The 22,773-nt window shown below is 54.2% G+C and carries 22 protein-coding genes and 1 tRNA gene; 12 read left to right on the forward strand and 11 right to left on the reverse strand.

The features are described 5' to 3' along the window. Positions 1 to 17: 17 nt before the first annotated feature. The 3 genes from IPI58_09250 to IPI58_09260 all read right to left on the reverse strand — a co-directional run bounded on the left by IPI58_09250 (position 18) and on the right by IPI58_09260 (position 4,728). Positions 18 to 653, reverse strand: coding sequence for a flagellar basal body-associated FliL family protein (locus tag IPI58_09250; protein ID QQR68993.1), 636 nt, complete (start codon positions 651 to 653; stop codon positions 18 to 20). Between the two features lie 100 nt (positions 654 to 753). Further along, the gene (locus IPI58_09255; protein ID QQR68994.1) at positions 754 to 1,914 is read right to left on the reverse strand and encodes an EAL domain-containing response regulator; all 1,161 of its coding nucleotides are present in this window, start codon (positions 1,912 to 1,914) and stop codon (positions 754 to 756) included. 96 nt (positions 1,915 to 2,010) lie between these two features. Further along, positions 2,011 to 4,728: a PAS domain S-box protein gene (locus IPI58_09260; GenBank protein ID QQR68995.1), complete on the reverse strand. Its 2,718-nt coding sequence runs from the start codon at positions 4,726 to 4,728 to the stop codon at positions 2,011 to 2,013. A 305-nt stretch (positions 4,729 to 5,033) separates the two neighbouring features. On the opposite strand from IPI58_09260, the gene IPI58_09265 reads away from it, so the two are divergent. The 4 genes from IPI58_09265 to IPI58_09280 all read left to right on the forward strand — a co-directional run bounded on the left by IPI58_09265 (position 5,034) and on the right by IPI58_09280 (position 7,164). Continuing rightward, positions 5,034 to 5,120 (forward strand) — tRNA-Leu (locus tag IPI58_09265). Between the two features lie 235 nt (positions 5,121 to 5,355). Beyond that, positions 5,356 to 5,934, forward strand: coding sequence for a nitroreductase family protein (locus IPI58_09270; protein ID QQR68996.1), 579 nt, complete (start codon positions 5,356 to 5,358; stop codon positions 5,932 to 5,934). A 248-nt stretch (positions 5,935 to 6,182) separates the two neighbouring features. Beyond that, positions 6,183 to 6,419 (forward strand): GIY-YIG nuclease family protein, encoded by a 237-nt coding sequence (locus IPI58_09275; protein QQR68997.1) that lies wholly within the window; start codon positions 6,183 to 6,185, stop codon positions 6,417 to 6,419. A 34-nt stretch (positions 6,420 to 6,453) separates the two neighbouring features. After that, positions 6,454 to 7,164 (forward strand): hypothetical protein, encoded by a 711-nt coding sequence (locus IPI58_09280; GenBank protein QQR68998.1) that lies wholly within the window; start codon positions 6,454 to 6,456, stop codon positions 7,162 to 7,164. Positions 7,165 to 7,623: 459 nt separating this feature from the next. On the opposite strand, the gene IPI58_09285 is transcribed toward IPI58_09280, so the two are convergent. Then, positions 7,624 to 8,502 carry an isoaspartyl peptidase/L-asparaginase gene (locus IPI58_09285; protein ID QQR68999.1) on the reverse strand — a complete coding sequence of 293 codons (879 nt, stop codon included), beginning with the start codon at positions 8,500 to 8,502 and terminating at the stop codon, positions 7,624 to 7,626. 364 nt (positions 8,503 to 8,866) lie between these two features. Between IPI58_09285 and IPI58_09290 the strand changes: the two genes are divergently transcribed. After that, positions 8,867 to 9,505 carry a ribonuclease D gene (locus IPI58_09290; GenBank protein ID QQR69000.1) on the forward strand — a complete coding sequence of 213 codons (639 nt, stop codon included), beginning with the start codon at positions 8,867 to 8,869 and terminating at the stop codon, positions 9,503 to 9,505. Between the two features lie 142 nt (positions 9,506 to 9,647). Here IPI58_09290 and IPI58_09295 read toward each other — a convergent pair whose 3' ends face one another. From IPI58_09295 to IPI58_09310, 4 genes are all read right to left on the reverse strand, one after another. Continuing rightward, the gene (locus IPI58_09295; protein QQR69001.1) at positions 9,648 to 10,451 is read right to left on the reverse strand and encodes a ribonuclease E/G; all 804 of its coding nucleotides are present in this window, start codon (positions 10,449 to 10,451) and stop codon (positions 9,648 to 9,650) included. A 6-nt stretch (positions 10,452 to 10,457) separates the two neighbouring features. Next, positions 10,458 to 11,030, reverse strand: coding sequence for a septum formation protein Maf (gene maf, locus IPI58_09300; protein ID QQR69002.1), 573 nt, complete (start codon positions 11,028 to 11,030; stop codon positions 10,458 to 10,460). 22 nt (positions 11,031 to 11,052) lie between these two features. Then, positions 11,053 to 11,271, reverse strand: a complete 219-nt coding sequence (gene infA / locus IPI58_09305) for a translation initiation factor IF-1 (GenBank protein ID QQR69003.1) — start codon at positions 11,269 to 11,271, stop codon at positions 11,053 to 11,055. A 326-nt stretch (positions 11,272 to 11,597) separates the two neighbouring features. Beyond that, a complete protein-coding gene (locus tag IPI58_09310; GenBank protein QQR69004.1) occupies positions 11,598 to 12,476 on the reverse strand; it encodes a branched-chain amino acid aminotransferase in 879 nt (292 codons plus the stop codon). A gap of 141 nt (positions 12,477 to 12,617) precedes the next feature. Here IPI58_09310 and IPI58_09315 point away from each other — a divergent pair, with 141 nt between their 5' ends. The 6 genes from IPI58_09315 (at position 12,618) to IPI58_09340 (ending at position 19,201) form a co-directional block, all read left to right on the forward strand. Continuing rightward, complete coding sequence (locus IPI58_09315) at positions 12,618 to 14,633, forward strand: serine/threonine protein kinase (GenBank protein ID QQR69005.1); 2,016 nt, start codon at positions 12,618 to 12,620, stop codon at positions 14,631 to 14,633. Positions 14,634 to 14,646: 13 nt separating this feature from the next. Continuing rightward, positions 14,647 to 15,147, forward strand: coding sequence for a hypothetical protein (locus IPI58_09320; protein QQR69006.1), 501 nt, complete (start codon positions 14,647 to 14,649; stop codon positions 15,145 to 15,147). Positions 15,148 to 15,201: 54 nt separating this feature from the next. Further along, positions 15,202 to 15,609 (forward strand): hypothetical protein, encoded by a 408-nt coding sequence (locus IPI58_09325; protein QQR69007.1) that lies wholly within the window; start codon positions 15,202 to 15,204, stop codon positions 15,607 to 15,609. A gap of 116 nt (positions 15,610 to 15,725) precedes the next feature. Then, entirely contained in the window at positions 15,726 to 16,487 is a 762-nt protein-coding gene (locus IPI58_09330; protein ID QQR70100.1) for an adenylyl-sulfate kinase, read from the forward strand. A 23-nt stretch (positions 16,488 to 16,510) separates the two neighbouring features. Beyond that, positions 16,511 to 17,485: a sulfotransferase gene (locus IPI58_09335; GenBank protein QQR69008.1), complete on the forward strand. Its 975-nt coding sequence runs from the start codon at positions 16,511 to 16,513 to the stop codon at positions 17,483 to 17,485. Between the two features lie 75 nt (positions 17,486 to 17,560). Next, a complete protein-coding gene (locus tag IPI58_09340; protein QQR69009.1) occupies positions 17,561 to 19,201 on the forward strand; it encodes a stimulus-sensing domain-containing protein in 1,641 nt (546 codons plus the stop codon). Here the strand turns inward: IPI58_09340 and nrdR are convergent. Beyond that, positions 19,173 to 19,697, reverse strand: coding sequence for a transcriptional repressor NrdR (nrdR, locus tag IPI58_09345; protein QQR69010.1), 525 nt, complete (start codon positions 19,695 to 19,697; stop codon positions 19,173 to 19,175). The genes IPI58_09340 and nrdR overlap by 29 nt on opposite strands. Positions 19,698 to 19,763: 66 nt before the next feature. Between nrdR and genX the strand changes: the two genes are divergently transcribed. Beyond that, complete coding sequence (gene genX / locus IPI58_09350; protein ID QQR69011.1) at positions 19,764 to 20,849, forward strand: EF-P lysine aminoacylase GenX; 1,086 nt, start codon at positions 19,764 to 19,766, stop codon at positions 20,847 to 20,849. Here the strand turns inward: genX and IPI58_09355 are convergent. Then, entirely contained in the window at positions 20,830 to 21,924 is a 1,095-nt protein-coding gene (locus IPI58_09355) for a divergent polysaccharide deacetylase family protein (protein QQR69012.1), read from the reverse strand. The genes genX and IPI58_09355 overlap by 20 nt on opposite strands. 5 nt (positions 21,925 to 21,929) lie before the next feature. Further along, a complete protein-coding gene (locus tag IPI58_09360) occupies positions 21,930 to 22,697 on the reverse strand; it encodes a serine/threonine protein phosphatase (GenBank protein QQR70101.1) in 768 nt (255 codons plus the stop codon). Positions 22,698 to 22,773: the final 76 nt, after the last annotated feature.

Consider the following 22,773-nt stretch of genomic DNA (forward strand, 5'->3'; position numbering starts at 1 on the left):
GGTTTTTGAACCTCTCCTTACTGGCTGACCAGAATTTCTTGGAATAACACATCGCGCACCTTGATAGGTTTTGTGACGGCGTTTGTGCGCAAGACCAATTCCTCACGCAGTCGATCGATGCCCGCAGAGCCACGGAAATCGTCCATGCGCAATTCACGCAGATAGATCTGGAATTGGTCCACGATGCGGGGCTTCATCTTCTCCAAAGCCGCGGCTTCTTCGGGCTTACTGACTTCCATGCTAATCTTGACCTTCAGAAAGAGACGGCGATTGCCTTCGGTTGACAGATTGATGATAAGATCGCCGAGACTGAAATAGACTGGATCCGTCTTAACGGCATGGGCCTTGTCGCCGCCTTCGGTGCCGCCCGATTCGCCGCCTTCGGCGGCGGGTTTATCCTTGTGTCCGCCGATGACCCCCGTGGCCACCAAGCCACCCACGCCACCTCCCAGCAAGACCACCAAGGCCACGGCGGCAATAATGATGAGCTTCTTTTTTTTCTTTTTTCGCAGAATCTCTTGGGCTGCGCCCTCGGCTTCCGCCTCGCCGCCTTCGCCTTCCTTGGCGCCTCCTTTGGAGTCCTTATCCCCGGCCGATTTGGCCTTGGGGTCGTCGGCTTCCTTGGGTTCTTTTTCTGCTTTCTTATTAGCCACAGCCTACTCCCATGCGCAGTTGTGCGCGCGATCCACGCCCTCTTATCTTTCTTGATAGAGGTGAAATGGTTAAAGCGGGGTTAGGATGAGCAGGCGAGCCTCAAGAATTTCCGTTGCGCCATTTTTCCAGCCAGGCCGGGAAATCCTCGGGGGGCATGGGGCGGCCCATGTAATAGCCTTGGGCTAGATCGCATTGTCGTTCGGCCAAAAGATTCCAGACTCGGGCATCTTCAACGCCTTCGGCTACGATCTCAAGGCCCAGATTGTGGCCCAACGCGATGATTGTGTTCACGATGACGCTGCATCCCTTGTTGCTGGCCATATCCAGAACAAAGGACTTGTCGATCTTCATCTCGCTAAAAGGCATGCGCTGCAGCTCTTTCAGAGACGAATAACCAATGCCGAAATCATCGATGGCCACGCCGATGCCGCGTAGGCGCATCCGCACCAGCACGTCCAGGGTCCTGGTGGTGTCGCGCATGGCTTCGGTTTCGGTGACTTCAAGAATGATCCGCTCGGCAGGCAGATTGTGTTGCTCACAAAGCAGTCCTACCCTTTCGGGCAAACTCAAATCCAACAAGGCGCTGGCGGGCATGTTGATCGAGACATTGATAGCCTCGCCTTGGGCATGCCATTTGGCGGCCTGGGTAATTCCCATCACCATGACCCGCTCGGTCATTTGTCCCATCAGTCCTTCTTCGCTGATCTGATCCAGAAAATCGGAAGGAGGCAGAACCCCGCGCGTGGGATGGTTCCAGCGCACAAGGGCCTCGACCCCACGGACTCGCCGCGTCGCAATTTCAATAAGAGGCTGGTAATAAAGAATAATTTGTCCTGTCGCGATGGCTTGAGATAAGTCCGCTCCCGGCGGTGCTTTGGTGTCAGAGCCGATCAATTGATCCAAAGTGGCGCGCAGCAGCGTGATATCAATGGGTTTTTCGAAGACAGTTACAACATCCAGTCCGTGGGCGCTGCCCAGACGGCGTGCGCTGTTCAGTACGCGAGGATCGCTGCCGCTCATCAGAATCACCTTGGCACTTTTGACCTGCTCGGCCAGATAGCGCAGCATTTCGACACCATCCGTGCCAGGCATCATCAGATCCAGCATGATGGCATCGGGAGTGAAGGATGCCAACAGGCCGGGGACGGAGTCCGGATTGCTCAGTGTTTTGACCTCAACGCCACGGTCGGCGGCGATCTCCGCGATGGTTTCGCAGATATCCACTTCGTCATCAATGACCAAAAGGCGCAGAGTTGTCATGGTCGTCTCCACCGGCCACATGCGACCGGAGCATCAGCCGAGTGTGACCTGGAATCGGTTAGCATTCGGTTTACAACCGAGGGCCTCATCTGCATTTTATGTCGATCCTTGGGGGCTTGAGGGAAGATTCTCCGCTTCCTGGAGCTGCCTGGCGATGGCGCGCCGGACATCTTGGGGCGTATAAGGCTTATCAATGACCGGCACCGCTGTGCGCGCCAGAAAATCGTGGACATGTGGGCTGAGGGTGTCGCCGGTTGCGAAAAGAATGCGGCGTAGATACATCGGAAAGTTTTTTTGTAATGCGTCATATAGTCCCGGTCCATCCAAGACAGGCATACGCAGATCGCTAACGATGAGGTCATAGCCGTTCGTGGCCAGTTTTTGTAAGGCAACCTCGCCATTTTCGGCGATATCGCAGCTGTGTCCATCGGGCGCGAGCAAATCGCTCAGAGTCTGGGCAATCTCTATTTCATCGTCAACCAGCAATAGACGTTTGGGGGACATGCTTGCGATGGGGGCAATGGCGGGTTTGGCCGCTTCGACATCGTCGCCATAACTATCCTCTTGGCCGTGATAGACGGGCAAGCGGATGATGAAGGTGGCCCCGCCACCGGGTGTTTCATCCAACAACAGACGTCCGCCATGGCTTTCGACGATATTCAGGCTCAGCGACAATCCGATACCCGTCCCCGAGCCTGCGGGTTTGGTGGTGAAGAATGGTTCGAAGATGCGCGTACGAATCTCGGGAGGAATACCAGGGCCATTATCCGAGACGACGATCTCTATCTCGCCCGTCTGAGGCAGACTTCGTGTGACGAGGTTCAGCGTGTGGGCACCTGGCAAAGCTTGCATGGCTTGCTGTGAGTTGACGACCAGGTTGGTGACCACTTGGCTAAGCTGGTCGCCATCGGCATAAACCGTTGGAAGATTAGGATCCATTTCCAATTTTAGGGTGACGTTGTTGGTGCGCAGTTGATATCCCAGCAGTTCTACCACGCCCTCGACGATGGGATTGAGTTTGACCTCGTGGCGCTCGGGCGGTTTGCGCCTTGCCAGGGCCAGGAAGCTACGCACAATGCGGGTACAACGCTCCACGGCCTTCTTGATCTTCTCGGCGCGACCGATGATCTTGGCATCGCTGGAGCCCTCCAACAGCAATGTCGCCTGCCCGACGGCCACAGAGAGCGGATTGTTCAGTTCATGCGCCACGCCAGCCAACAGGCCTCCCAGTGCCGCCATTTTCTCACTTTGCAGCAGGGCTTCGCGCTGCTTGGCAATTTCTTCTTCGGCGTGTTTGCGTTCGCTCAGGTCATTGATTCCGACCACGGCTGCAGCCTCGCGCTCATAGATGATCGGACGTCCCAAAAGCGAGGCGGGCAGGGGGGTGCTATCGCTGCGTAGCAAGGTAATCTCTGGCAATTCCGCAGGCCGTCCCGAAGCCAGATCGTGCAACATCGGTTGCAAGTCTTCTTGATTGGCGCAGAAGTGACGCAAAGAATGCTCACGCAAATTCTCGATAGGAATGCCGAACATGACGGCCGCGCTTTCAGTGGCGAAGAGCAAGGCGCCGTCGCTGCTACGAATAATGATAACTGGAACAGGGTGCGCTTCGGCTATGCTACGAAAGCGTGTTTCGCTGGCTTTTAAGGCGACCTCGGCACGTTTCTTTTCGCTGATATCTCCCGTCGATCCGACCAGGCGCAAGATGCGTCCGGTGCTGTGATCGCGTAAGGCCACGGCGGTGGTGTATAACCAACGCTGGCGGCCATCTTGGCGAACAAGACGATATTCGATGCTGATGGACCGGCGGTTGCTGCGGCGAAACTGACGCCATATCCGCAAAACGCGCCGCGCATCGGGCGGATAAATCAGATGTAGCCAGCAGCGCAGACCGGCAAATCCCGGCGGCAGACTGCTGCCAATGATGGATTTCAAGCGGTCCGAGAAATAGGTGTTGCCATCTGTCAGGTTCCATTCATACAGGCCCTCATTCGCGCCCTGAGCCGCCAATGAAAAGCGTTCGTTGCTAATGGCCAACGCACGCTCCTTGGCTTCTTGTCGGTTGGCGAACTGGCTGGCGATGACCACGGCAAAGACCATGGCGGCCAAAGACGTGGTGAAATGCATCAGATTCAAATTGGCGAGATGGACGTTTAACAGCCCCATGTCTTTCAAAGGTGCTTCCAGCATACCGACGAACAAGATGGCGAAGGCCAATAGATGCGTCTCACTGCTGGGAACGCGGTGAATAAAGGCCAACGCTCCTGCCCAAAGGATCACCAAGCTGCCCAAAATAATGGCATATTTCAAAATACCAATATTGATATAGAAGGACGGACTGAACAGAATTGCCCACATGAACAGAACGATAAACATCAGCAAGGCAATCTGCAGCACAATCTGCATAGGGCTGTTCTTATTATAGAATTCTAAGAATTTCATCGTAAAGACAACGCTTGAGGCGTAGAACAAAGCCATGGCCGCCTTTTTGATGATCTCTTTGCTCATGGTTTCGGTATAGCTGTTCTCGCCCATGAACAAATCTAAGGCCCCCATATTCACAGACAACGATAAAAGCATGGAAATCAAAAAGATATGGCTGCTATCGCGCACCACGATCCAGATAAAAAACAAATACAAGCACGCTGTCAGCATAATTCCATAGAAGATTCCTAGCGTGAAGGCGGGTGAGGCCACAGAGGACACGCTGGGGATATGCACCATGGATTGCGCCCATGCGGCGGTCGGGCAAATTCCGGCCAGCATCGCCAACCCCAGCAGGACTAGCCATGTTCGAGCACGGAATTCGGGCATGACGGAATAAGGATCCCTCATGCGGGTTAATGTCGCCGCAAAACCTGAAAAAAGCTTGAAGATGGAATGCCAAGTCAGTGGCTTTGCCGGAAAAAATCCTTCAGCAAGGCGGTGGGCTTGGGGCAGGGGATGGCGGCAATGCGTGGATAGCCAGACGGGACCGGGGCCATTACATGATTCGGAATCTGTTGCGCCTGGGCCGCGCACAAAACTGCAAGGATATGTTGACAAGCCGTGCTTGGCGGCTTATCAGAAGCGGGACAAGCTAAAGCGCATCCGTCCCTATCGGTCGGGCATTGCTTTAGGCCCAGGTGGCGGAATTGGTAGACGCGCAGGTTTCAGGTACCTGTGGCAGAAATGCCGTGGAAGTTCGAGTCTTCTCCTGGGCACCATAATTGAGTTATCGGCACTCAAGAGCCGAAAAAACCTGAAAGGACGGGAGGTTAGCACAGTTCGATAACCCTCGTTTTTTCGGTATCTGAGTTTCTCGTCAAAGGCGAGTTTTAGGACTGTTTTTTGGGCTACGAGGTCGCCAGAAACCCAGAGTTTCTGCGGATTTTCGAGAAAATTAAGGGCAGTTCTATAAATTTTCTGAAAACGTCGTGCAAATCTGATTAAGGGGTTCTTGTGGACATTTTTTCAGCCATTAAAAACCGCAGAAGTTCTCGAACTTTTATTGAGAAAAAAATATCTCAGGAGATGTTGGAGAAATTAATTTATTATGCTTCTCTCGCTCCTTCGCCCAAAAACAGACAGCCTTGGAAAGCTATTTTGCTACAAGATAGCTACAAGGACGAATTTGTAACCTTCTCTTTTGCGTGTATTGAATCTCTGAAAAAACAAGAAAGGAGGTTTGGAAGTCTGGAAATCAGTTTAAACGCGATGAAAGAAGCGGATAGTCTTTTTATCATTTATAATCCTTTTTGGGAAGAAAGCCCATCAGAAGAAAAGACCCGTTGGCAGGAATGTGATCTACAAGCCATTGGGGCTATGGTTGAGAACTTAATACTGTCAGCAACGGCCTGTGATATTGGTTCATTATGGATCAATGATTTTCGGTTTATTAAAAAGGAAATTCAAGACTGGCTTGTCCTACGAGAAGATATTATAGCTATAGTTGCACTAGGTTATATGCCATCTCTTCCTTTTTCAAAACGCAGGAAATCAATTCAAGATATTCTCGAAGTCAGGCAGAAAAAGCAGTGATTGCGCTTTCGTTTTTATAGAGAGCCCTTTAAGAACGGGCCCCACTCAACCATTGTGTTAATCACTTCGTGGGCGCCCTCATAGTTTGATATAATTCCATTTGGGCGCACCAGCCTTCGCTCACTGCGTGAGCTACGGCTCGGCTAGCCAATACTATCCGGCGCAGTGAGCGAAGGCTGCCGCGCCGAAGTTGCGATTTGCCGCGCCAGGGCGTTGCCATCTTTCCGCAAGACAGATACTCTCCCTTTATGAAATATGTCTATATCCTGCACAGCGAAACAGGCGAGCATTTTTATGTCGGCGTAACGGACGATTTGCGGGCAAGGCTCAAAATGCACAACGCAGGAAATGTTCCACACACATCAAAATATAAACCATGGAATCTAAAAACCTATACGGCGTTTTCAGATGAAGACCAAGCTTTTGCTTTTGAGAGGTATCTCAAATCGCCATCAGGCAGGGCGTTTGCGAAGAAACGATTGTGATTGGAACTGAGTCATAAAAATGGGAGAATACAAAATGCGGAATCTTCTTGAAACGTTTGAAGAAGACATGAAGAGTTGGTTAGAAATAAGCGAGTTTTTACGGCGATATGAAGAAGTACACTCTTACATTCGAAGAGATCAAGATGGGATTAAAAATTTTAGATTGGGGAAAGGTTGCTTAAAGAAATTTAGAGATGAGCTTACGCCCTGCAAGAGATTCATCAAAACCCATCAAGAGCAATACGTACAAATCAGATCTCCTTTGAACAGCATCTACCCAGATTGTTTTGTTAAGGACAGAAATGGTTCAGAAAAAGAAATTGAAATCACTATTACACAAGGGGCTGAACGAACTGTTTTAATGCAAGAGTTGAACGAAAAAGGGGATGGTATAGGGTTTATGGGCCTTACGGATGAAGAACCATACGCTGCTCACAGAGAAGCAATGAAGCTAGAAGCAATGGAGCAACACCAAAGCGCATATTCTACGGAGCAGGCAATACAATGTGCTGTTAAATCAATACATATATGTGTTAAAAAAAAGAACAAGCCTAGAGCAGATGGGCTTGTCAGGAGAAGAGACATTTTACTTATCGAACATCACCTTCTTACTTTGTCTCTCGCCAATTGGAAAGTTAACATGTCAAAACTTAAGAAAGCGGCGCAGTCATCAGAATTTAGAGAGGTTTATTTAGTCGGGTTGACTGGTGAATGCGGAGATACTTGTTGGCCTTTAAAATCTTAACAATTTGAATCCCTGATTGGAACCTGACCCCGCGCCGCTCTAAAAAACGGGCGCGTTCATAGACGGCGGATTTTGCTGAAGATTATTTAGGGTTGCTCCACACTCAACCATTGTGTTAATCACTTCGTGAGTGCCCTCATAGTTCGATATCATTCCATTTGGGGGGCACCATCATGGTTCATCCAGCTTGGGTGCGGCCTTTCTCAGTCGGGCGTTGCCGTATAATTGCATCCGCATGACTTGCAGCGGTAGCGTTGCAGACCTCGCACAAATCCATTCCTGACATGCTCGGATGATCCGCATTTCTTGCAGGCTATTTCCATCATGGCTCCCTCCTGTTTCGGGCTTCATCCATGACTTTCTACCAGCCAAATCCTTTTGTCTATCTTAAATTAACACTCTCATATTTTTATATCTGCGACAGGGGGTTAAGTAGTTCAATTCCATTTGGGGCTCTACTCAAAAAGCAACAGCAAGTATATCGGGGTTCCATAAAGGAACTTGCCGCCGGACAGGTTCCTGCATACCGTCCCGCCAAAAGGTATAAGTCGCTGGAATTTTGCCCCCTTCGAACCCATAACCTGCGACACAGCAGCCTTCTTGCGATGCGGCATGAATGATAACGGGGCCTTTATGTCCGTTATTTATGGCGGCAACAACGCGCAACGCTTTGTTCACAGCTTGGTCAACAGATAGACCGTCTTCCATATAAATGGCTGTGCGTGCAGCAAGAGAAAAACGTGTTGCTATTTCCCCTGTCCATGTACAAAAAACGGCACCCTTGGGAAAAGCACAAAAACCCGCACCTGCTGTACAAGAATCTCCAAGTCGTCCTGGCAATTTTCCTCCCCATCCTGACGTGCTTGTTCCAACAAACCATTGATCTTGACCATCCCAACTTATGCATCCAACTGTGTCATGTGTTAGCGGAGAACGATCATCTTTATTTTTTTCTGACGAGTTCGCTTTTTTTGCTTGGACGGAATCGGCGAATTTGTTGGCGCCAATTCCAACTAAATAATTATGAGGCGTTACACCTTTTTTTTGCTGTTTCCAAAGTTCTTGTGCAACAAGAAAAGGGTGTTGATAGCCTTGAAGGCATCCAACGCCAGCAGAAAGGAGATTTTGTCCAGACATAAGGCCCGCATCAAGCGTCACGTTCCCATCTCTATCGGGATAACCCGTTGTACCGACCGAATCCAAGCCCGCATCTTCAACGGCGCAAATTCTTGCCTCAACAGCCTTAAGGGGATCTTTTTTTTGGGTTAGAATTTCTATGGCGCTTTTAAAGCCTATAAATTCTTTCCAACTTATGTCATCACAAGATAAGAGTAGCAAAGTAATCTCCAGTTCCAGTTATGGTTGGCTTGCGAAAAGGATAGATCATATTTTAGAAAAAGTCATTTCTAACGATGCTGAACTTCGCTAAATCGTTAAGATTTTAACCAAATTCAAACTTAAAAGGGAAGGCAAACTTATGTTCTTCAAAAAAAGGCTTCCGCATTAGACGGCGGATTTTGCTGAAGATTATTTAGGGTTGCTCCACACTCAACCATTGTGTTAATCACTTCGTGGGGGCCCTCATAGTTCGATATCATCCCATTTGGGAGGCACCATCATGGTTCATCCAGCTTGGGTGCGGCCTTTCGCAGCCGAGCGGCTGTCGATAGGTGCCCCAGCATAGCAGCGGGGCATCTTCATCATGAAAGTCACATTACACGAAGGCGATTTGCCCGATGGGTTGGACCTTGGCTCGTGCGTGGCCATGGATACCGAGTCCATGGGCCTGAAGCCCAAACGTGATCGGTTGTGCTTGGTACAGCTTTCATCGGGCGATGGCACGGCGCATTTGGTGCGATTCAAACCCGGTCCGCAGCCTTATGACGCGCCCAATCTGCGCCGTCTGCTGAAGGACCCCAATGTTACCAAGATGTTTCACTTTGCCCGCGCGGACCTGAACGCCATGCGGCAGTCGTTGGGCGTTCTGGCTGCCCCTATTTATTGCACGAAGATCGCCTCGGTATTGGCGCGCACCTTTACGGATCGCCATGGTCTGCGCGACCTGTGCCGCGATTTGTTGGGTATCGATATTTCCAAGGAGCAGCAAACCTCCGATTGGGGCAATCCCAATTTGTCGCAAGCGCAATTGACCTATGCGGCCGGAGATGTGATGCATCTGCATGCGTTAAAGCAGAAGTTGGACGATATCCTGACTCGTGAAGGTCGCTTGCCCCTGGCTCAGGCCTGTTTCACCTTCCTGCCCGTGCGTGTGGAATTAGATCTGAACGGCTGGGAAGATTCGGATATCTTCGCTTATCGTCCCACGCCGCGCAGGGATTGAGACCGGCGGGCTTGTCAAAAGCCTACGGATCATGAACGCCAAAGGACAAATCCACCGTGAAGCTGGTGAATGTCGAGCATGATGCGGCGTTGGTCTGTGTAGCTTTTGTCCCGTTATGCATAGGGAATATCACACTTCTCACTTAAAGATGTCTGGCCTCGTGCCATGACCATCCTCGGCGCGTTCGGGTGATTTCGGCTAGGCCCAATTTGGACAGGCCATGCACATGAACCCCGGCGGGATCGTCGGCGAAGGTGGATTTCAGCAAATCCAGCAAAGAGGCGCGGTTGGCGGCGTTGGTGATTGATCCGGCGCAATCCATGACGATCAGGCCGCATAATTGCCGCCAGCGCATATGACGCGCCAGGGCCTTGACGGCGGCGGCGTTGACGGCGTTCAGGCCGCGCATGGATCCGGCATTCACATCCACCGCGACCAGCGCGGATGTCGGTTCGATCATCAGGCTGCCGCCTTCGGGCAGGGGCGCATAGGGGGTCGAGATTTCCCGCAAGGCGTTCTCAATCGCGGTTTCGTCTTCCTCGCTTGGGGATTCAAGAATGATCGCACCGGGATGATCCTCCAGGGCGCGTTCAAGGACGGTCAGAGCCGGTCGCGTTTCTTGCGCGTCATCCTCCGCGCGTAGAATTCGGGGCAGTTTCCCAGGCGCGGCCTCGGCCACCACACGCAGTTTCAGCGTGTCGCCTGCCGCCATATCGCCAGGGGTTGGGGCTAGCCAAGCCTGCCCAGCCGAACCTATATCCACAATGGCCGATTTGGCCATGAGCCGTTCGATACGTCCAAGGGTGACCATGCCATAAAGGGGCACGGCTTTTGCGGGGATGGCATAAATATCGGTCACGCCGCCATCGCGCAGCGCGGCGGCGACATCCATTCCTTCATGGCTTAAGCGGGCAATGCGGATGATGGATGGGGCAGTGATGGACATGTCCGGTTACATGACCGGATAGCCCGCGCCTTGCAACATCTGGCGCGTCTCGAACAAGGGCAGGCCGATGATGCCGCTGGCGCTGCCGCTGATAAAGCGCACATAGGCCTCGAAATGCCCTTGGATGGCATATCCGCCCGCCTTGCCCAAGCCTTCGCCGCAAGCGACATAGGCTTCGATCTCACGCTCGTCCAGACGCTTGAGGGCGACGATATTGGTGGCGACACGGCAGGCGGGAGCCTTGCCCGGTCGTGCCAGAACCACGGCGGTCATCAGGCGATGGCGGCGTCCCGACAGCAGACGAAGACATTCGCGCACCATTTGGGGCGTGTCGGCCTTGGGCAGGATACGCCGTCCGCATGCTGCCATCGTATCGGCGGCTAAGACAAGATCATCGGGATGACGTTGCGCGACCGCCTGCGCCTTGGCCAGAGCCAGACGGCGCACGGCTTGCAACGGCACTTCGTCAGGGAGTTCGCTTTCGTCGATATCGGCCGGGTCCACGATATCTGGCCGCACACCGATCCTATCCAGCAATTCCAGGCGGCGCGGCGAACAGGATGCCAAAACCAGTTTCATCAAGAGCCTATAGGGATAGCCGCTATTTGTGGCGGAACGTGATGCGGCCCTTGGTCAGGTCATAGGGCGTCATTTCCACATTCACCTTGTCGCCCACCAGGACGCGAATGCGGTTCTTGCGCATCTTGCCCGATGTATGCGCCAGCACGTCATGCCCGTTGTCCAGTTTGACCCGGAACATGGCGTTGGGCAGCATCTCGGTCACGGTGCCGGGGAACTCGATTAGATCTTCTTTACCCATCACGACTCATTTGCATTTTAGGATACACGGTCCGCACATTGGCGCTTTCCTGCGATATGGTCAAGCCATACGGCCTTGGACTCTCAGTTATTTTTATGGGGCCGTTCGCTTCTGACGACTTCAATTGGAGCATATCGGTCGATAGAAATTCATATTTGATATATTCCATAATGTCTTAACCTAAGAAGCAAGTAGTCGCCCCATCTGGAAGACGACAAACTTGCTGCCGAACTCCACTCCAGCAAGATCGTCGGCTTTCTCCGATGAGGTCAAGAGCGTCCTGTTGGGACGCAAAACCGAGATGGAGGATTGAGGCCAGAGGCGCTTTAAGCGGCTTTTGTTACCTCTGCGGTGTAATCCTCGATCAATTGTCGGGTGATGGCACCGGGCGTGAAGCTTAGATCGTCAATGCGGCCAACGGGCGTCAGTTCGGCGGCGGTGCCGGTGATGAACACTTCCTGCGCCTGGGCCAGGTCTTGCGGCCAGATGGCGCGTTCGACCACCGTGATGCCGCGCCGCCGCGCCAAGTCGATCACTGTGCGGCGGGTGATTCCGTCCAAGAAACAATCGGGCGTTGGCGTGTGCAATTCACCGTTCACGACCATGAAGAAATTGGCCCCCGTGCATTCGGCAATCTGACCACGGTAATCCAGCATCAGGGAGTCGTTGAATCCTTCGCGCTCGGCTTCGTGCTTGCTGATGGTGCAGATCATGTATAAGCCGGCGGCCTTGGCGGCGACAGGCGCCATATCGGGGGCCGGGCGTACCCAGCGGCTTGTTTTTAAGGAAATGCCTTTCTCGCGCGCCTCCAGGCCGAAATAGGTCGGCCAGACCCAGCTGGCGATCACCACATGAATCTTTGTCTGCTGCGCGGCAATGGCCATCATCTCGCTGCCGCGCCAGGCGACGGGGCGCACATAGCCGTTTTCCACTTTCTGCGCGGCCACCACGGCGCGCGTGGCGGCGTCGAGCTGCTCGACCGAATAGGGAATCTCGAAGTCCATCAACCGGGCCGAGTCTCGTAGACGCTGGGAATGTTCGGTCAATTTAAACACGCGACCGTTATAGACGCGCTCGCCCTCGAACACGCAGCTCCCGTAATGCAGGCCGTGGCTCAGCACATGCAATCTTGCCTCGCGCCAAGGAACCATCTGGCCGTCATACCAGATCACGCCGTCACGATCATCAAATGGAATCAAAGCCATAGCCTGCCTCTTGGGGTTCTTCGAGGATGTAAGCGTGGGTGGAGATTAACAGGAAAAAACTTCATCCGCCAATCCGTGCCTTCAGCCATCCTTAACCAAAACCGTGCTTGTTTCGATTCCACGATCTAGGAGATATCCGGCATGAGCGAGGCGGAAGCCGGCGGCGTCGTGGTATTGAACCGCCTGTACGAGATTTTGCCCGGCTCCCCCTTGCCCGAATTGGACACTCCGGGGGCCAGCGCCTATGCCGCGCGACTGCGCGGCGATACCAGCGGGGCCTTGTTTGCCTTGCGCTGCACCAGCCACTTGTCTCCGCGCAGCGATCAGGCGGCGGCGATCAAATCCGTCAGCAATCCTGCGGTGATGCATCTATTGGATGCCGGTGTGGTGGATTGGGCAGGTGGCGGGCGAAGTTTTGTCTTTATCTATGAACGACCCATTGGCAAGCGGCTGATCAACAGTCTTCAAGACAACATCGTCGTCCCGCGCGAGGAAGAGGCCAATCATCGCTATATTCAGCCTCTCGTCATCGCCCTGTCTGAATTGACGCGTGCGGGCATCACGCATGGCGGATTAAGGCCGACCAATCTGTTTTGCCAAGAGGGTGGCACAGTGATGCTGGGTGATTGTCTGGTGGCTCCGCCCAGCCTTGGACAACCGGCCATGTTTGAAACCGTCGAGCGCGGCATGGTGCATCCGGCCTCGGCGCGTGGCATTGGCACACCGACGGATGATTTATTCGCCTTGGGCGTGACGTTGCTATTCCTGCTACTGGGACGCAATCCTTTGGGCAATATGGATGACGAGACATTCTTGCGCAAACGCATCGAACAGGGGTCTTTTGCGACGCTGATTAGCGGTCACCGCTTTGCACCTGCGCATCACGAATTGCTGCATGGCCTGTTGGTCGATGACCCGCGCGCGCGTTGGAACACGGATATTTTGTTAGCATGGACATCTGGACGGAGAATGACTTCCGTTCAGGCTGACCCCCCACGGCGTAGCACGCGCGCCTTGCAATTCGACGGACGTGAATATTGGCAATTGCGGCCATTGGCTTTGGCTATGAGCCAGCATGTCGCTGAATCTGTGAAAATACTTAAAAAAGCCGAAATGGATCGCTGGCTACGTTTAAGCATCAACGATACCAGCCGAGCCGAGGATGTCGCCCAGGCTATCGGTGAAGGGCACTCCAGCAAGCAGGGCAGCTCGGTGGATGAAACGATGGTCACCCGCGCATGCATTGCTCTCGATCCCACTGCACCCTTGCGTTACAAGGGTATCGCGGTGGCCCCAGTCGGTATCGGCGACATGCTGGCGGATGTGGTGGCTACTGGTGGTAGTGTGCAGATTCTTGCTGAACTCATTAGTCAGCAATTCCCCGTATTTTGGTTAAATCTGCAGGTCGATAGCAAGCTTAAAGGCGATCTATTGAGCCTGATTCAAGTGCTGGACAGAATGGGCAGCGTTATCGATCAGAGTGGATACGGCATGGGTGTCGAGAGGGTGTTGTACGAACTAAATCCTAATTTGCCGTGCCAAAGTCCGATGATCCGCCATGCCTATGCGATCAATATGACCTCATTGCTGACAAGTATGGAACAACTTGCCCATGACACTTCCCAGCATGGTCGTGAACCGATGGACCGTCATCTTGCTGCATTCATCGCTGTGCATGAGCGACGTGTTTCAGATGCGCATTACCGTGTTCTCGGTCATTCGGAAGGATCCAGTCACCGGCGTTCAATCTCGGTACTAAGTATCTATGCCCAAGCACAATATTTTCATGGCCCTAATGCGTTGCCGAATTTATCGCGGTGGTGTTTGAAGTGCTGTCAGCCGGCGATTGATCGTATTCATCACCATCCGACGCGTGAACGTTTGCGACGGCAGGCCATTGTCGTGGCAGAAAAAGGGCAATTGGGCGCGCTCTTACAGGCCCTGGACAATGACGCGGAAGAAGGGCGTGATCTTCAGGGCTTCGCAATGGCGCAAAAGATATTCACCCAGACTAAGCAGGCTATTGCCGATATTGATGATCTACTGAAGAATCCGCGATTGATTGTCGAGCGTGTCGGGCGACCGGTCGCGACCTTCGTATGCGTTATTCTGGCGCTGCTGATTTCGACTTTCGTGTTGGTGGGGGCGTTCCTATGATGCGGGAGGCTGGATGATGGGAAAGAAAGATACACCCAAGAAATCCAGTGCGCGCACCGGCCGATCCGGCAAGGGCATGGCGGGATTTTCGTTGTTGGCGATCCTGGGTCTGTCTGTCGCGCTGTTCCCGCCCGTCAGCATGTTCGCCATGAGCCTTATTCCTGGAGCTTGCGCCTTGTTGGCTTCACGTAAAATGGGGCGCGGCTTGCCTTTTTCCGTCATGGTGATGTCGTTAGCTGGGAGCCTACCTGTTGTGGCGATGATGATTCATAAGGATACCTCCTGGTCCGCTGTGATGGCCGCTCTGGGTAAACCTTATCCATGGGTGTGCGTCTTCGGCGCTGCCGCTCTGGCGTGGTTCATTCACGGATTTCTTCCCTTGATGGTGGCCTCGCTATCCGCTCAGCATTACCAGATGCGGCGTGCCAGCATGAGGAAGTGCCTAGAGAATCTTAAGGAAGAATGGGGAGCTGACGTGGAGGGCAATGAGGAGGAAGAGAAAAAGGAAGCATAAACGTGGAATTAATGATTGTGGCTCTAGGATGCGCTAGGGAGAGGTGGAAACACGATGCCATATGTCATACGCGACAGTGCAGGAAGCATCACTAAGATCACAGCGCGGCAATTCCCCGGTTGTGATGTGCTGGCTCCTGACAGTGATGAGTTAGTCACTTTCCTGAAGTCGAAGGGAATAGAGACTAATTCCGTTTTGACCGCCATTGCCGAGCTGCGGCGAACTGATAATGAAATGTCGCGCGCGGTGGAGGATGTCATTACCGCTTTACTCAAACGCAATGTGCTGAAGATGTCGGATTTGCCGAAAGCGGTACAGGATCGCATTGCTTTGCGTGTTCGGTTGCGTTTGCAAATTCAAGAGGCTTATGACAGAGCTTCTGTCCAGCGTCGCATTTGCGTCAGTATCGGAGATGATCTGCCGAGCAAAGATGATGTTCCCCGCGCTTCCTCATCGGAATAGAAACCCTGCATAGGGGCTTCCTCAATTGATTGTTAAGAAGTAGCTGCGATTACGGTAAGATCGGGTGAGTCGATCTGACCGGAGGAAGCAATAAGATGGCGCGTAAAATCCTAATCATGGGGCTGCCTGGCGCAGGCAAGACCACCTTGGCTAAGGCCTTGGCGCCCTTACTGAATGCCGTGCATTTCAATGCGGATGAGGTCCGCCAGAACATCAACAAAGACCTGGGCTTTTCGGTTGAAGATCGTCTTGAACAGGCGCGTCGTATGGGGTGGTTGTGCGACCGCGTGGTGGAGTCAGGTGGCTGGGCGATTGCGGATTTTGTCTGTCCAACTCAAGAAGCGCGCGCCGCTTTTGGCGAGGCGGTCGTCATTTGGTTGGATCGCATTCAAGAAGGGCGCTTTGACGACACCAATCGTCTGTTTGAATCTCCCCAGGCATACGACTTTCGCGTGACATCCGAGGGCACGCCGCATTACTGGGCCGATCAGATTATGCGCACACTGCGTCCGCATTTTGATCCGCAAGCCCCGACGGCGCTGTTTGTAGGGCGGTATCAGCCTTTCCATGACGGCCACAAGGCGTTGATCGAAGAAGGCATCCGCCGCGTTGGCCAAGCTTGCATCGCTATTCGCAACACGCATGGCACGGACGCCAAGAATCCCTTTGGTTTCATGGAAGTGAAAACACGCATCGAATCGGCGCTGCGGCATTTGGAAGGCCGCTTCACTGTGGTGGCTATCCCCAATGTCACGAATATCTATTATGGCCGCGATGTGGGTTATTCGATTGAGGAGATTGTCCTACCGGATGGTTTGCAAGCGATTTCGGCCACCAATGTTCGGAAACAGATATTTGGCCGTGCGGTAAGTGGCTGAATCATTCGGGGATGTTAAAAAGCATGACTAAGGACGCGCAACACCAAATCCGTCACCGCATCTTCATCGGCGGCACGGGACGTTGTGGGACAGGTGAATTGCTATGGTGGTTGGGACAGCATCCCGATATCCACGCGATACCTGCAGAAACACGATTTATCGTTGATCCTGATGGTCTTGCCAAACTCAGCCGGATACTGACCATAGAATACACACCTGATACCTCATATACAGGGCTAAAGCGATTTGACGAACTGATGCGATTTGTCTTGGGGTATGCGGATGACGGGGATTTCAAGGAGACAAAATTATACAGCGTCTTTGGGCGGGAACATTTCTTGGAAACTTTGCGTCAGCTGATGGTTTTTATGACGCATTTCGAGTACACATACGACTCCGGTTCAGATTTAGTGGACGGCTATTGTTTCCCATCCACAAACCAGAAAAGACGTGTTGTCATCCCGCGCTATTTCGAAGATCCGACGGCGTTGACGGCGGCCATGGCGCGATTTGTGGACCGGCTATTTTCCAAACCGGCATTAGAATCCGGTAAGATCGGATGGTGCGAAAAAACACCCTTTAATATCTTGGAGGCACCGTTCTTATGGACACTATTCCCGGATGCCACGCTGATTCATATCACACGCGACCCGCGCGGTGTGTTGGAATCAATGCAGCGGCAGCGTTGGGCTCCAGATGACCCCAATCATGTCATGGTGGTCCTTAATAATATTTACGCCCGGTGGGCACATGTGAAAGAAGCAATGAGTCCACCCAGCCCTGAACAGTATATCGAGGTTAAGTTGGAGGATCTGGCAGCCGACCCGCAATTACTGAATCGGATTGTGCGACAAATGGGACTGCCGGAATACGATTCTCCTGTTGCGTGCGATCCGCATCGAATATATGCCTGGCAAAGGCCGAAATTCCATGAGACTGCCAATTTGTGTACGAGGTCCTTGGCCCCCTATTTCCCTCTGATGGGATACGAAATTTAACTTTTCTTGGCAATAAGGCCCGTATCATGCGAACCTGGCTCAAGGTTGTCATAAAGAGTCAGGCGCAGTAGGGACATGGATTCCCGCTCAGGAAAAACAGCTTATCGGAGATTGCCAACGGCGCGACGGCCCGTTTCGCCGCTGACCTTGCGCATTCTGGCTGTCAATGTGCTGGCTCTGGCCATTCTGATGGGCAGCCTGCTCTATCTGGGACGTTATCAGGACAAGCTGATCGAATCTGAACAGGTCGCGTTGCGTGCCGAGGCGCGTATCTTTGCCAGTGCCTTAGGCGAAGGCGCGGTGATCGAAGGGCTGGATGAAATCCACCGGCTGTCGCCGGATCTTGCCCGGCGCATGTTGCGCCGCCTTGTCGAGACCACGGAAACACGCACCCGTCTGTTCATGCCCGATGGCAAACTGGTATCGGATAGCCGGTTTTTGTTGGGCCGTATGGGTATGGTGCAGGTGCGTGAGCTGCCGCCGCCCACGAAAGAGACCATGAGCGGCAAGATGCACAAAATATTGCGCGGTCTGGCCGGTTTGTTCGAACATCGCCGCCATTCGCTGTATAGAGAGAACACGCCGCAAACCGCGCAGGATTATCCCGAAGTCCAGTCGGCGCTGGATGGCGATCCCGAGATGGTCGTGCGGAACCTGCCTGAAGGCGGCTTGATCCTTAGCGTCGCCGTTCCGGTGCAAAGATACAAACAAGTCCTGGGCGCTGTGATGTTGACGCGCAACGGCGCACGCATCGAAGCGTCCCTAGCCTCGGTGCGCTCGGATATCTTGAAGATATTCTCGGTGTCCCTGATGATCACCGTCTTGTTGTCCTTGTATCTGGCCGGCACCATTGCGCGGCCTCTGCTGCGTCTGGCTCATGCGGCTGAAATCGTTCGGCAGGGAAGTATGCGCGATCTGCGTCGGACGGGCAGCATCCCCGACCTTACGCGCCGCCATGACGAGATCGGCGATTTGTCGGCAGCGCTGCGTTCCATGACCGATGCCCTGGTGCAGCGCATGGATGCCATCGAGCATTTCGCCGCCGATGTCGCGCATGAGATTAAAAATCCCCTGACCTCGGTGCGCAGTGCCGTGGAAACCGCCTTGAAGTTGGATGATCCCGCGCGCCAACGCCAATTATTGGCGATCATCGCCGATGACGTGAACCGCCTGGACCGCTTGATCAGCGATATCTCGAATGCCTCGCGTTTGGATGCCGAGCTGAGCCGTGCCGAGTCGGAGCCGGTCTCTCTTGTCCAAATGCTGGGTGCCTTGCCCGACCTTTACCGTTCGGTTTTAGAACGTCCCCATGCGCCGGTATTGGTGGTGGATATGCCCTCAGACCAAAATGACTGGCGCGTGTGGGGAATGGAAGGCCGTTTGATGCAGGTGCTGCGTAACTTGATCGACAATGCCTTGTCTTTCTCTCCTCCCGGTCAGGAAGTGCGCGTGCGCGTGGAGCAGGACGAAGACGGTGACCATTTGCGCCTAACGGTCGAAGATCGTGGCCCCGGCATTCCGGAAAATAAGCTGGATAGCATCTTCGATCGCTTTTATTCGGAGCGTCCGGCAGGCGAGAAATTCGGCACGCATTCGGGCTTGGGGCTTAGCATCGTGCGCCAGATCGTCATCGCGCATCGCGGCACTGTCTTTGCCCATAATCGCAGCGATGGGCCGGGATCGGTGTTTACCGTCGTTTTGCCCCGTTTGGTTTAACATCGGTGATGCCGGGCAGTTCTGGCTGATTCAGCCCCGCGCTGGAGGCGTCTTGCAACGTCGCCACGAATTCCCGGAAATCGGTTGGATCGCGGAAATCTCGATAGACGGAGGCATAGCGCACATACGCCACATGATCGAGGTGTAAAAGGCCGCGCATCACCAGCTCGCCAATCTGGCGCGAGATGATGTCCAATTCGCCCATGGTGTCCAACTCGTTCAAAATATCATTGACGGTTCTTTCCAGCTGCTCTTCGCTGACCGGACGCTTGCGCAGCGGCAGGCGCATCGAGCGCACCAATTTGGCCCGGTCAAAGGGTTCGCGCCCGCCGTCGCTTTTGATGACGACGAATTCGCGCAATTGTACCCGCTCAAAAGTCGTAAAACGCGCACCGCAGCCAGGACATTGCCGACGCCTCCGGATGGCCGCATTGTCATCCGCCGGGCGGCTGTCCTTGACCTGAGTGTCATCATGCCCGCAAAATGGGCAACGCATGGTGTCTCCTTTAAAAGAGGCGCAACGCACAACATCGTGTAGCCCTAGACTAACTGGCAACAAGATATGGCACAATCACCTCATTTGCATGCGCCCTGGTGGAATCCGGACGTCTTTTCCGAGCGCCGTTCCTATTTGCGCCAACGGCAAAAGATCACGGCCGCCATGCGCCGATTCTTTACCCATAACGGCTTTGAAGAGGTGGAAACGCCCATCTTGCAGATCAGTCCGTGTATGGAACCACATGTCCATGCCTTTGGAACGCGCATGCGCGAACCGTTTGACCCTGGTCCGGGCGAGCCGCTCTATCTGCATACAAGTCCTGAATTCGCCATGAAAAAGCTGCTGGTGGCCGGTGTGCCAAAGCTCTTCCAATTGGCGCATGTCTTTCGCAATGCCGAGCGTTCCCGTACGCATCATCCGGAATTCTTGATGTTGGAATGGTACCGCGCCCATGCGGGTTACGGAGACTTGATCGAGGATTGCATCGGTTTATTGCGCGCGACGGCACGGGCATTGGGGAAAAGCCGCATCGAATGGCGTGGTCATGTCTGTCATGTTTTCGAGGAATGGGAACGGCTGACGGTCTGCGAGGCTTTCGAACGCTATGCGGATATAGACCTGATGCAGCATGTCGGTACCGATCCACATCAACCGGATCCCGCCGTTCTTGCTGGAGAGGCCGAACGCATTGGCATTCGCGTCGCGGCTGATGACAGTTGGGAAGACATCGTCTTGCGTATTTTGGGTGAACGGATCGAGCCGCATTTGGGCCTGGCGCATCCCACGGTGCTGATGGATTATCCGATCAGCATGGCGGCGTTGTCCCGTCCCAAGCCGCGCGATCCGCGCTTGGCCGAGCGGTTCGAGCTGTATGTCTGCGGCCTGGAATTGGCCAACGCCTTTGGCGAGCTAATCGATCCCGAGCAACAGCGCGCGCGTTTTTCGGCGGATATGGACTTGCGCGAAAGGCTGTATGGAGATCGCTATCCGGTGGACCAGGATTTTCTGGCCGCCTTGGAACACGGCATGCCGCCCAGCGCGGGCATTGCCTTGGGCTTTGATCGCCTGGTCATGTTGCTGACGGGTGCGGGTTCGATTGATGATGTTCTGTGGTGTCCGGTGGCCTCGGTCAGTCTGCCACAGGCGTGACCTTGGCAGATGACTTGTTGTGCGGGGTGGCCACAATCGGCGTGCGCTGACGCAACAGGACGCTGACGGGAACTTGTTGTAATCCTTTTTGCGTCAAAGTCGGTAGCCAGGCTTCCAACTCGGCCAGCGTCTGCCCATAGGGGTGGCCGATGGCCACGGCATAGCCCTGACGCCGCGCCACTTTTTCCAGCATGGCCAATTGCATGCGTATCGCCAGAGGCGAGGGGTCGTGGTCAAGGAATACGTCACGCGCGACGACCGGCACTCCCAATTCACGCGCCATGCCAAGCCCGGCACTGTTGCCGTTGGTCACCGAATCGACAAAGGCCAGCCCATAGCGTTTTAAGGTATGCATCACGGATTTCATGGTGGCGGCATCCGCCGTGGCGCGGCTGCCCATATGGTTGTTCAGACCGATCATGCCGTTAAAGCTGTTCAGGGCCAGGGTCAGACGTTTGGTCAGTTCCTGTTCGCTCATTCCTACATATAAGGCTCCGGGGCCGGGATTTTGCAGACCTATCGGCTCCATCGGCATATGCAGCATCAGCTCGTGTCCCCGCTGATGCGCTTGGCGCGTTTGTCGGGCCAGCGAGTCGGCATAAGGCAGGAAGGATGCGGTAATAGGCGCAGGCAAAGCCAGGGTGCGCATCGTACCCGCGTGGTTGAGGCCCAGATCATCCATGATGATGGCGATCATCGGCATGCCCGGTTTGGGCTTGAAGGACAGGGCGTTGCGCCGCCATAAGGGCAGGGAATCCGGTGATCCTTCCGGCTCGGTCGTTTCTGGTGCTTCAACGAAAGGCGATGTCGGCGGCTGCATCAATAGATGCGGCGGTGGTAGATTGGAGGGGAAATCCAACGCCACACCGGGAGTCGCGGCCTCAATATCAATCGTCATGCCTTCTTCATAGGCCGGCGCGGGCGGCGCAGGACGCTTAACCCAATGCACGAACTGGATATAGCTGATCACCACTGCCAACACGATGGCCAGATCACGCCCGCGATGAAGCCAGACGACACGCGGCGTGGTCTTTTGTTTGTGCCAGAAGCGGCGCAATCGCGAAAAGCCCTTCATCAAGGTTACAACACGCGCCTCTCGCTGCCCGAAAGAACCATGCAAGTCAGGCGACCGGTGGCATAAGCCCCCGTGTCCAGGGCGATGCGATTGGGATAGAATTCCGGTTCTGGCACCACGGTATGGCCGTGAACCACGACCTGCCCATGGTCGAGTGCCGAAGACAAGAACGGCTCGCGAATCCACAGCATGTCTTCGGGTTTTTGCTGATCCAGCGGCACACCAGGTCGGACGCCCGCATGACAAAAGAAATAATCGCCGATGCCCAGGCTAAGTTCCAAACGCTCCAGGAAGTCTCGATGCGCGGGCGGTAGCGCCTTATCCAGCTTCTCCGCCGTTTCGGCCAGCGCCTTGGGGGACATGGTGTCCAAGCTGGGAGGCTGGACGCCATAGCTGAACAGGGCCGCGCGTCCGCCAAAACCCAACCAGCCGGCGGCCTGGGCGGGACCAGAGATGAAATCCAGCATGGCGGCTTCGTGATTGCCGCGCAAAAAGGTGATAGCCATGCCTCGGCGCAAGGCGCGTTCGCGCAGGGCCAAAAGCGTGTCGATCACCTCGCGCGATTGGGGGCCGCGATCGACATAATCTCCCAAGAAAACAATGCGTTGATTAGGAACAAGCGGCGGACGGGCGCTATCGTCCATGATTTTTTCGATCACGTCGATCAGCAGGTCATGACGGCCATGGATATCGCCAACGACATAAACCCGCATATCCGAAGGGATTTGCGGGGTCGTGCGTGCGTTTACCTTGCGACCGAAAAGCCAGCCCATCACGGGTTGAATTCCTTGTGTTCACTGTGCCGGAACCATTCTTTCCTATCGTCGGCCCCTTTGTCACGGAAGAAAT

This window comes from Alphaproteobacteria bacterium (assembly GCA_016699305.1).
In the GTDB taxonomy this organism is placed as follows: domain Bacteria; phylum Pseudomonadota; class Alphaproteobacteria.